The following is an 11,056-nucleotide window of genomic DNA, read 5'->3' on the forward strand; positions in this document are numbered from 1 at the left end:
TATCTCATGAATATTGATTACAATCAATGAGGTTTTACGAAAGTTGATGGCGGAGCGCTGTCGCCCTCGGGTCTGCGAGGTGATGGGGCATGAGGTGCCGAGGCAGAGAGGGGCGCCGGGACGGGGTGAGCCCCGGCGGTTGAGAGAGAGCGCTGTCCGGGCTTGTCCCTCCTGCTCTCCGAGGATCCCCGACATGAACATCTCGTCTCCCGTGACCGATCCGGTCACGCCGCTCGGCGCCGCACCCGCGATCCTGGCCGCCGCCAATCTCCTCCTTCCCCATCTCGAACGCGGCCAGCGCGTCGATACCGTGGACCTCCGCAGTGCCATGGAAAGCGCATTCGGCGCCTCCGACGCCAGTGGCGCCTGGGACTGGAAGCTCGCCTATGAGGCTTGCGAGGTCGCCACGGTTCTCTTCCTGCGCAAATACGGAAAGGCGCTGTTCCGCAAAGCCGGCTCTCCGGTTTCCCGGCTCAGGCTACTGGAGAAAATCGGGGGGTTGCTGCCCACGCAGACCCGCCGCACCGAGGAAAGCCAGAGCTTCCAGCAGTTCAGCACACCTCTGCCTCTTGGCCTTGCCGCCCTGACCGCGGCCGCGATCACGCCCGATGACGTGGTGATGGAACCCTCGGCCGGCCCCGGCCTGATGGCGATCCTGGCCCAGAGCGTCGGCGGTTCGCTGATCCTCAACGAACTCGCCGAGACCCGCGCCGATCTTCTCTCTTCCCTCTTTCCGGCCTTTCCCGTCACCCGGTTCGACGCCGCCCAGATCGACGACTATCTGGCCACTGACGCCATGCCGTCTGTAGTTCTGATGAACCCACCTTTCTCGGTCATGGCCAATGTCGAGGGACGGATGGCGGATGCTGCGTATCGTCATGTCGCCTCGGCGTTGGCCCGGCTCGCCCCCGGTGGACGACTGGTCACGATCACCGGGGCAAACTTCAGACCGGAGGCACCGACCTGGCGCGATGCCTTCATGCGCCTGCAGGACCGCGGCCGCGTGGTCTTCACCGCGGCCATCGATGGCGCGGTATTTTCCAGGCACGGCACCAGCATCGACACGCGGTTGACCGTCATCGACAAGTTGCCCGCCGACGATCCGTCAGTCTTCCCGGCCTCGCCGGGGATCGCACCCGACGTTGCCACGCTGCTCGGCTGGATCGAAAGCCAGCTTCCGCTGCGCTTGCCGGTGTCGCTGCCGAAGGTCGCTTCTTCCGAGCCGGCGGCTGCCCCGAAGACCGTGCGCGGTTATCTCGCTCGCGCCACAGCGTCCCGACCCGCCGCCGCACCAGCGTCCGATCCCGAGGGGGTGGAGCTCGAGTATGAGACCGTGGACTGGGCGCCGCCCGAGGGCGCGCGCTTGTCGGACGCGATCTATGAGGAATATGCGCTGCAATCGCTGCGCATCCCCGGCGCCGAGCCGCACCCAACCAAGCTGGTGCAATCCTCCGCCATGGCCTCGGTTGCACCGCCCAAGCCGTCCTACCGCCCCATGCTGCCCGCTGACATCCGCGCGCGTCTGTCGGACGCCCAGCTTGAAACGGTGATCTATGCCGGGGAAGCCCATGCCGATCATCTCGCCGGCGCATGGACCGTGGACGAGCATTTCGACACTTTGAGCGCCGCGCCAGAGGATGCTGCCGGATCGATCCGCTTTCGACGGGGCTTCATGCTCGGTGACGGAACCGGTGCTGGCAAGGGCCGCCAGTCCGCCGCCATCATTCTCGACAACTGGCTGCGCGGCGGACGCAAGGCGATCTGGATCTCCAAATCCGACAAGCTGATCGAGGACGCGCAACGCGACTGGTCGGCGCTCGGCATGGAGAGGCTGCTGGTCACGCCGCTGTCGCGCTTCCCTCAAGGCGCAAAGATCACGCTGTCGGAAGGCATCCTGTTCACCACCTATGCCACGCTGCGCTCCGATGACCGCGGCGAGAAGGTTTCGCGCGTCAAGCAGATCGTCGAATGGTTGGGCTCAGATTTCGATGGGGTCATCATCTTCGACGAAAGCCATGCCATGCAGAATGCCGGTGGCGGCAAGGGAGACCGCGGCGAAATCGCCGCTTCGCAGCAGGGACGCGCAGGCCTGCGGCTCCAGCATGCCCTGCCGGATGCCCGCGTGGTCTATGTCTCGGCAACCGGGGCCACGACCGTCCACAACCTCGCCTATGCACAACGGCTCGGTCTCTGGGGTGGCGAGGATTTTCCGTTCCAGACCCGCGCTGAATTCGTCGAGGCGATCGAAGCCGGTGGCGTTGCGGCGATGGAGGTCTTGGCCCGCGATCTGCGGTCCCTCGGCCTCTACACCGCCCGCTCGCTTTCCTATGATGGCCTCGAATACGAACTGGTCGAGCACCTGCTCACCGACGAGCAGCGCCGCATCTACGATGCTTACGCTGCGGCGTTCGCCGTGATCCATGGGAACCTGGACGCGGCGATGGAGGCGGCCAATATCACCGGCAGTGAAGGCACGTTGAACCGCCAGGCTAAATCCGCAGCGCGGTCGGCCTTCGAGAGCACCAAGCAGCGTTTCTTCGGCCATCTGCTCACTTCGATGAAAACTCCAACGCTGATCCGTTCGATCGACGCTGATCTTGAGGCGGGCCATGCTGCGGTCATCCAGATCGTCTCCACCGGCGAGGCGCTGATGGAACGGCGACTGGCGGAGATCCCGACCGACGAATGGAACGACATTTCCGTCGATGTCACGCCGCGGGAATATGTCAGCTCGTACTTGCAGCATTCCTTCCCGGTGCAGCTCTACGAACCCTTCAGCGACAGCGAAGGCAATCTATCGTCGCGGCCGGTGTTCCGGGATGGTCAGCCGGTCGAGAGTCGCGAAGCCGTGGCCCGGCGCGACGAGATGCTCGAACAACTCGGCTCGTTGCCGCCGGTTCCGGGCGCGCTCGACCAGATCGTCCAGCGCTTCGGCACGGATGTGGTGGCGGAGGTCACGGGGCGGTCCCGGCGCATCGTGCGAAAGGGCGAAGGCGCATCGGCCCGCCTGGTCGTCGAGAACCGCGCGCCCTCCGCCAACCTTGCCGAGACCTCGGCCTTCATGGATGACCAGAAGCGCATTCTGGTCTTCTCGGATGCGGGGGGCACCGGGCGCAGCTATCACGCGGACCTTTTGGCGCGGAACCAGCGCGTGCGGGTGCACTACCTGCTGGAGCCGGGCTGGAAGGCCGATGCCGCTATTCAGGGGCTCGGGCGCACCAACCGCACCAATCAGGCGCAGCCACCGCTCTTCCGGCCCATCGCCACGGATGTGAAGGCCGAGAAGCGGTTCCTCAGCACGATTGCCCGTCGCCTCGACACCTTGGGCGCGATCACCCGCGGCCAGCGCCAGACAGGTGGTCAGGGACTGTTCCGGCCCGAGGACAATCTGGAATCCGCCTATGCCCGCGATGCGTTGCGCCAGCTCTACCTGCTGATCGTGCGCGGCAAGGTCGAGGGCTGCTCGCTTGAACGGTTTGAGTCCGCCACCGGGCTGAAGCTGATGGACGCGAACGGCATCAAGGACGACCTGCCGCCGATCACGACCTTCCTCAATCGCCTGCTGGCTCTGACCATCGAGTTGCAGGGCATCCTGTTCTCGGCCTTCGAACAGCTTCTGCAGGCCCGGATCGACGGGGCGATTGCGTCTGGTACCTATGACATGGGGCTGGAGACGCTGCGCGCAGAGAGCTTTATCGTCACCGACCGGCAGGTGATCCACACCCATCCGGGCACCGGCGCCGAAACCCGGCTGCTTACCCTGACCGAGCGCAAGCGCAACCAGCCGGTCACGCTGGATGCGGCCCTGGCGGAACTGGATGATCTGCGCGCGAAGCTGCTCGTCAACAAGCGGTCGGGCCGGGTTGCGGTGCAGGTCCCGACCACCAGCGTCATGCTGGACGATGGCGAGATCGAACGTCGCGTCCGGTTGATCCGGCCGATGGAAGCGATGAACATGCCCGTGCGGGCGATGGGCGAGACCCATTGGGTCGAGGCCGAGCGCGCTGCCTTCGCCTTGGCATGGCAGGCCGAGATGGACGAAGTGCCGGAGTTCACCGACAGCATCCTGCATATGGTGACCGGGCTGCTGCTGCCGATCTGGAAGCGCCTGCCGCAGGACTCCTCCCGGGTCTACCGGCTCCAGACCGATGAGGGCGAACGCATCATCGGTCGCCGTGTCTCGCCGGCATGGGCCGCTAATGCTTCGACCAGTGGCGTCACCGGCAGCCTGACCCCGGATGCCGCCTATGCCGCGCTGCTCGGAGGTCGCACGATCCTTGATCTCGCCGAGAGGCTGCAACTGCGCCGCGTCCGGGTCATGGGCGCGAACCGGATCGAACTGACCGGCTTCACCGACGCAATGCGCGAACGCCTGCGGGCCTATGGGCTCTTCAGCGAGATCATCTCCTGGAAGCTGCGCTTCTTCGTGCCCGTCGATGCAACCGGCCCGGCGGTCATCGGTAAACTGCTCGACCGCTTCCCCGTCGAGCGCATTTCAGAGCGGGAGGCCGCGTAATGGCACGTCTCAACGCTTCCGAACTGGCGCAGCGTCTCGGCCGAGAGGCCGAGGCGGTGTGCCGCCACTATCTGTCGAACGGGCGCAAGCAGGGCAATTACTGGCAGGTCGGGGATGTACGAAACACGCCCGGTCGTTCGATGTTCGTCCGTCTGACCGGGCCTGAGGCCGGTAAGGGTGCGGCTGGAAAATGGACCGATGCCCAGAGCGGCGAGCATGGCGATCTGCTCGACGTGATCGGCGAAAGCCTCGGCCTCATCGACTTCGCGGATGTCGCCGAAGAAGCCCGCCGCTTCCTAAGCCTGCCGCATCCCGAACCGGAGCCAAAGTCCCACCGATCCCGAACACCGCAAGCACCATCAGGATCGTCCGAGGCGGCCCGTCGCCTCTGGCGCATGACGCAACCGCTCGCCGGCAGTCTCGCAGAGACGTATTTGCGGACACGCGGCATTATGGACTTACGCGGAACCGAAAATCTGCGTTTCCATCCGACCTGCTACTGGCGGCCGGAGGGCGATGGGCCGACAGAGGCATGGCCCGCCATGATTGCCGCGGTGACCGACCTCGATGGCAAGATCACCGGCGCGCATCGCACCTGGCTCCTCCGCGACGGCTCCGGGAAAGCGCCAGTCGATCCGCCGAGGAAGGCGATGGGGGACCTGCTCGGAAACGCTGTCCGGTTTGGTGAGGTGCAGGATGTCATGGCAGCGGGTGAAGGGATCGAAACCATTCTCTCGCTGCGCCAGGCATTGCCGATCATGCCGATGGTCTCCGCACTCTCGGCCGGACATCTCGCTGCTATCCTGTTCCCGCCGCAACTGCGCAGGCTCTACATCGTCCGCGACAACGATCCGGCAGGTGACGCCGCACGGGACAGCCTGGTGGACAGGACCATCGGAGCCGGGATCGAGGCGATCACGCTTTCGCCCATGCTGGGAGATTTCAACGACGATCTCGTCAGCTTCGGACTGGAGGCGCTTCGGGCGCAGAACCGGGTGCAGATCGCCCCCGAGGACGTCAGCCGTTTCATGCCGCGCGCACCATAGCCAGAGAGGGCCGTGATCGGGGATAACCGATTCCGCCATGGGCAAGGGGTTGCGGCACCTCGGCAAGGGGACCGCGCCTTGGCCTTCTTGAGAGGGCGAGCGGCCCACAAACGCTCCGGCCCGGCAATGGCGGCGCCCGACTGATTTCCGTCGACGGCCCGCCACCCCACGCGACAGGTCGCGTGGGGACCCCGTCTCCCCCGCCTTTACAGCGCGAAGCAAATCAGCCGGGCTTTGCCATCAAGGCCCTCGCAAAGGGCTCGGGCTGCCAGGCCGGAGCGCCCGTGGGCTTGTCGTCGCCATGAAGGCCGCGACGGTCGCGGTCCAGCCGAAGGACACATCCCATGTATGCCCATGAAGAATTCGAACCCGATCACAGCACGTCTCCCACCGGCCATGTCATCGAAGCGCTCGAACTCTATGGCTACCGTCCAGCAGAGGGCGAGGCCGATCCCCGGATCACGCCCGAGGACACCGCCATCCAGGGCGCGGTTGCCGACATCTTCGACGCCCTGATCTCTACCATGGCCGACACCAGCCTCGATTTTGACCTCGACGAGCTCCTGTGGTCCACCGTCAACACCTTCCACCGCGCTGTCGAGCGGATCGAACGCAAACTCGACGATAACGAGCAGGCCCAGAAGCGCCTTCAGCGCGAACAGGACGGCAGCGAGGTCAAGTCCGTCCGGTTGGAGACCCTGATCGGCATCGGACTAAACCTGATCGAGCGCCGCGACAGCATGGAGACCTTCCGCGACACTGCCGCCGACCTGTTCTTGCGCACCACCGGCACGCCTTGGTCGCCGCGCTCCGGATCACGGGTCAACCATCGCCAGATGACCTCGGCCATGATCGACAGCCGTGACTTCATCGCCGCAAAGCGCAGGGCCGACAACGAGGTGCTCTTGCCAGCCGGGCCGAAGATTGCCTTCTCGGGCGGGGACACCACCGATCACCGGCTGATCTGGGACAGGCTCGATCAGGTTCATGCCAAGCACCCCGACATGGTGCTCCTGCACGGAGGTTCGCCGACAGGGGCGGAACGCATCGCGGCCACTTGGGCCGACAACCGCAAGGTCGCGCAGGTCGCTTTCAAACCCGACTGGACGAGACACGCCAAGGCCGCGCCCTTCAAGCGCAACGACCGGATGCTCGACACGATGCCGATCGGGGTCATCATCTTCCCCGGAACCGGCATCCAGGAAAACTTGGCCGACAAGGCCCGCAAGATGGGCATCCCGGTCTACCGCCTCGCGGAGGGCAGCGCGTGAGCGCTGCACCTATTCGAAAGGGCCGTGTAGCCTACTGCATCCGTTGGGATGGGCGGGAAGCAGCCTGATGGCTGCGCAGCGTGGTACGAGCAACGAAACCGTGAAAGCGGTCAGTCATATAACGCTCGACGAGGTGAACTTGTACTGGTTCTGGGGTGCGGAAAGCCGCCTGATACCTGTTAGATAGATTTGTGATGCCGTTAGGTGCCGCTGCAGCGCGTCGGGCTTCCTCTACCGACGAAGTATGATACGTCTGGAGCAGACGGAAGGGAGTTCAGGATGGTAAACGGGTCGACTGCCGATTCGGACAAGGACGATGTCGAGGGGCTCGACATGGACCCAGAGGCATCTCGTACGGATTATCCTCTGGAAGACGTAATGGTCAGAACCGAGACGCGCTCCGCTCGCGAGGTTGTGGAACGCATCGGCAAAGGCCGCTACATCATGGATCCCGAATTCCAAAGGGCATTCGTTTGGGACGTCGAGAAGCAGTCAAAGCTCATTGAGAGCTGCGTCATGCGCATTCCACTTCCGGTATTCTACGTGGCAGAGGCGACCGATGGCCGCATTATCGTTGTCGACGGGCTTCAGCGCCTAACGACCTTCTCACGGTTCCTAAAGAACGAGTTCAAGCTTAGTGGCCTGAGTCCCAAGCAAGGTCCTCCGCACTACTTGGACGGCAAGTTCTTCAAGGATTTAGAGCCGAGGCTACAAGAGCGGATCGAAGACACACAGCTGGTACTTTACATTCTCGACAGGAAGGCACCCGAGGCTGCTCGCCTCGATATATTCGACCGTGTGAACAGCGGGTCGCCGCTCACCCGTCAGCAGATGCGCAACGCGCTTTATTCGGGAAATGCGACGCAATGGCTGCGGGATCAGGCTGCCTCGGAGGAGTTTGAGAAGGTCAACGCAGGTTCCTTGAAGTCAAAGACCATGCGGGATCGAGAAGCCATAAACCGTTTCGCCGCGTTCTATTCTCTGGGCCACGAGTCCTATGTGAGCGGTGAGATGGACGAGTTCTTGGCGCGGGCGCTTGCGCATATGAATTCAGCTTCCCCCTCGGAACTTGGTGAAATGCAGGACCGTTTCCGGCACTCCATGAAGTGGAACTATCGTCTTTTCGGCTTGCAAGCCTTTCGGAAATCGCTGAGGGAAAATAATCCCAATGCACCGCGTACCCCGCTGAATATTTCCATGTTCGATGTCTTCTCTGTCTGTTTCGCCAAGATAAGCGAGAATAATCTATTGGCGGATGAAGCTGGCTTCAAAAGCAAGGTGATCTCCCTCATGCAGGACGATGCATTCGTCTTCCAGGTCAGCTACTCGACGAACAGTGGGAACCAGGTCACGGGCCGGTTCGAAAAGGCATTGGCGAAATTCGCAGGATATTTGCTATGAGCTTTCGTATGTCCGTCGAGGGGTTCAAGTGCTTTGATCACCTTGAACTCGACCTTTCGGGTCTGACACTTTTTACCGGATTCAACGGCGCGGGAAAGTCCTCCGCGATTCAGACCCTGCTTCTGGTGAGCCAGTCGCTTCGCATCGCACCCAATGGCGACAGGATCGATCTGGACGGACCTTTGCTGCATCTGGGGACCGCACATGAGGTTGCGAGATCAGCGAGCCAAGGACGTATCGCGATCTCTTTCGAAGAGGATGGCGTCCAAGCGATGTGGAGCCTGACGGCAGAGCGCAGGGTCCGCTACCTCAAGGTCGAGAAGGCACGGTTCTCTGCCGATGGCGTAGCCCTTGACACAATCGGTGTCGCGGCGCCCCTTGGCCATGCCGCATCGGCCTTGTGCGAGAAGGTCTGTGGATTGACGTTTCTGGGTGCTTCGCGGCTGTTCTCCAACACCGCATGGCCGTCCCCACCGATTACGACACCTTTTGGTGATGTGGGGAAATCGGGGGAGTTCGCGCCTTATTGGCATTTTCAGATCGCGGATGAGGAAGTCCCCGAGGAGCGTCGGCAGCCGGGCGAGGAACGCACCACCGTGCGTGGCCAGGTTGATGCCTATCTGTCGCAGCTTTTCCCCGGGGCGATGGCCAATACCGATCAATTGCTCGGGTCCGATCTGATCAGGCTAGATCTCGCACTTGGATCCTCGGGATGGGTGAGGCCGGGAAACATCGGCTTCGGATTGACCTACGCCTTTCCCTTGATCGTCGCGATGCTGGCCGCCCGGCCTGGACAACTGGTGATCGTGGATAGTCCGGAAGCGCATCTTCACCCACGCGCCCAATCGGAATTGGGGAAGATCGTCGCGCGGTTCGCGGCAGCAGGTGTACGCATGCTGGTCGAAACCCATAGCGATCATTTCCTCAATGGCGTCCGCCTTGCCATCAAACAGGGGTCATTGGCTCCAAGCCAGGCCGCAATATATTTCTTCGGCGGCGCTTCCCAACAGGACCATGGTGTTCAGAAGCTGAATATTGACGATAGCGGCGAGATTGATCGCTGGCCGCCGGGCTTTTTCGACCAGGCAGAGAGCGACCTTGGCCAACTTCTCGGGCTGTTGGGTTAGATGGATCTCCACCTGAACGATCTGTCGCTTGGAGGCCAATTCGACACGCGCGAGCAGGCCGTTGGCGCGCTTCTTGGTATCTTCGCAAAGGCTCAGAAGCGAAGATTCAGGTTGGTGGTCTCGCGGGGACTGCTTTCTAGGCCTGCTGTCGGGACTACGTCGTTGGTCAACATAATCGCTGCCGCGCGCCAGACGGAACGGGCGCTACTTCTCAACTGGCTTGGAAAGAGCGGTCCGTTCTCCGATGATGAGCCGATAGAAACCGCGGATGACCTTTGGTGGTTGGATGAGGATGATGTCACCGATCAGGGTTTGGGCGCTGCCGGGCGGAAGCTTCTCGTCGGCGAGGCCGCGTCTTCCTTCAGCCTGAGCCACGGATTGTCTTCCCGGTTCGAGAAATCGCCTTTGGAGGTGCTGCAGGGCCTGCCTGGTGAGCCGCTTTGGATCGCCTCGGTGGTCAATTATTGGGATTTGGCTGGGCTAGACGCTTTGGACAGCTCGATCGAAGTGGAGCCTGAGAGCTGGGACAACTTCATTTCCGCCTGCATCAACCGCTATCCCAATCTCATGATCGACGAGCAGAATTTCACCTCGGGCCTTAAGAAACACCCCTTCCATAGAAATGTCGTTCGTCGTGGATTCGTGCTGCTCAAGGTGCTCGACGATCTCGCGGGAGGTATCGGCAGCGATGGCGGCCTGTCCGAACCTGCCCTAAGACTGCTCGAGGACTATTTCCAGGGCGGCAAGGCGTTGTTTTCCGACGAAGAGCCGCAGGACAAGCATGTGTTCATTTTTCGCGACAACAGGAACGGGGACGATATCTATTGCTCTTGGCACGGAAAAGTCAAAACTCCCCAATTTCGCCTACACTTTCAATGGCCGGTGCCTGTGGGGCAGAGCTACATTAAAGTGCTGTATTTTGGGGAGAAATTGACAAAGTGGTAGGCGATGGGGAGTGTCGAGTGATGAATGCAATCGAAGGGCAATATCATCCCTTGGGAAAGCACCAAGCGCTTGGTTCAGTCTGCTTCCCTGCCATCGTTGCCTAGATATTGCTGCGGCGTAGGCCGAGTGTCAGCTTTCAGGGATGCGGCCGCGCAGCATCAACAAGTCTCGACCGGCCGGCTATGGGCCGGCGCCGCCCTGCTTGCCGGACGAGACGCACACCTCGGCCGGGTTTGCTCAATTCTGCCCTGCGGCACGGCACGTTGCTCGGAATCCAATCCCGCGCCAGGTGTCACGATATCTCAGCCCTGTCAGCCTCAGCCAAAGCTTCCGACCCTGCTTCGGCAAGCCACCCTCGATAATGCACCAGCAAACCCTTGGTCACCGGCGCGAGGATCTTCACATCGAAGCAGAACCGGCCGTCGAGGGCCTGTTCTCGCGCGATCGAGACCGGCAGCAGCCAACGCGGCAGGGGCAGCGGACCGAGCCGGCCGGAAACCACCGGATAGTGCAAGGCGCCCGCCTCGACTTTCAGGCCGAGACGAAAGGTGAAGGGACCGAAGCTCTCGGTCATGCCCTGGTCCGAGGGGGCAAGGTGCGAGCGGAAGATGCTGCTCCCGAAGCGCCTCTGCCAGGTTTCGCCCTTCGCAGTGACGGTCTTGGTGACTTCGACGTAAGCGCGACGCTGATCCCCTCCTGCCGCTTCTGATCTGACCGGGCCATTCTCCGGGCGCATGAGCGTTGGAGGTG

At 62.5% G+C, this 11,056-nt stretch carries 7 protein-coding genes; 6 read left to right on the forward strand and 1 reads right to left on the reverse strand.

Annotated elements, in window-relative coordinates:
• Positions 1-193 precede the first annotated feature (193 nt).
• From RGD00_RS19695 to RGD00_RS19720, 6 genes are all read left to right on the forward strand, one after another.
• Positions 194-4,516 (forward strand): strawberry notch-like NTP hydrolase domain-containing protein, encoded by a 4,323-nt coding sequence (locus RGD00_RS19695; RefSeq protein WP_310458980.1) that lies wholly within the window; start codon positions 194-196, stop codon positions 4,514-4,516.
• Positions 4,516-5,562, forward strand: coding sequence for a DUF7146 domain-containing protein (locus tag RGD00_RS19700; RefSeq protein WP_310458981.1), 1,047 nt, complete (start codon positions 4,516-4,518; stop codon positions 5,560-5,562). Before RGD00_RS19695 ends, RGD00_RS19700 begins: the two co-directional genes overlap by 1 nt.
• Positions 5,563-5,906: 344 nt before the next feature.
• Entirely contained in the window at positions 5,907-6,833 is a 927-nt protein-coding gene (locus tag RGD00_RS19705) for a DUF2493 domain-containing protein (RefSeq protein WP_310458982.1), read from the forward strand.
• Positions 6,834-7,112: 279 nt separating this feature from the next.
• Positions 7,113-8,234 (forward strand): DUF262 domain-containing protein, encoded by a 1,122-nt coding sequence (locus RGD00_RS19710; protein ID WP_310458983.1) that lies wholly within the window; start codon positions 7,113-7,115, stop codon positions 8,232-8,234.
• Positions 8,231-9,361: an AAA family ATPase gene (locus tag RGD00_RS19715; RefSeq protein ID WP_310458984.1), complete on the forward strand. Its 1,131-nt coding sequence runs from the start codon at positions 8,231-8,233 to the stop codon at positions 9,359-9,361. Before RGD00_RS19710 ends, RGD00_RS19715 begins: the two co-directional genes overlap by 4 nt.
• Entirely contained in the window at positions 9,362-10,306 is a 945-nt protein-coding gene (locus RGD00_RS19720; RefSeq protein WP_310458985.1) for a hypothetical protein, read from the forward strand.
• Positions 10,307-10,598: 292 nt separating this feature from the next.
• Here RGD00_RS19720 and RGD00_RS19725 read toward each other — a convergent pair.
• On the reverse strand, positions 10,599-11,056 hold a 458-nt coding region (locus RGD00_RS19725; RefSeq protein ID WP_310458986.1), incomplete at its 5' end, for a DUF4166 domain-containing protein.

The organism is Ruixingdingia sedimenti (assembly GCF_031432425.1).
Taxonomy (GTDB): Bacteria; Pseudomonadota; Alphaproteobacteria; order Rhodobacterales; family Rhodobacteraceae; genus Ruixingdingia; species Ruixingdingia sedimenti.

Coding starts and splice junctions, on each gene's coding strand:
- RGD00_RS19695 (WP_310458980.1), top strand. CDS start 194: ATGAACATCTCGTCTCCCGTGACCGATCCGGTCACGCCGCTCGGCGCC.
- RGD00_RS19700 (WP_310458981.1), top strand. CDS start 4,516: ATGGCACGTCTCAACGCTTCCGAACTGGCGCAGCGTCTCGGCCGAGAG.
- RGD00_RS19705 (WP_310458982.1), top strand. CDS start 5,907: ATGTATGCCCATGAAGAATTCGAACCCGATCACAGCACGTCTCCCACC.
- RGD00_RS19710 (WP_310458983.1), top strand. CDS start 7,113: ATGGTAAACGGGTCGACTGCCGATTCGGACAAGGACGATGTCGAGGGG.
- RGD00_RS19715 (WP_310458984.1), top strand. CDS start 8,231: ATGAGCTTTCGTATGTCCGTCGAGGGGTTCAAGTGCTTTGATCACCTT.
- RGD00_RS19720 (WP_310458985.1), top strand. CDS start 9,362: ATGGATCTCCACCTGAACGATCTGTCGCTTGGAGGCCAATTCGACACG.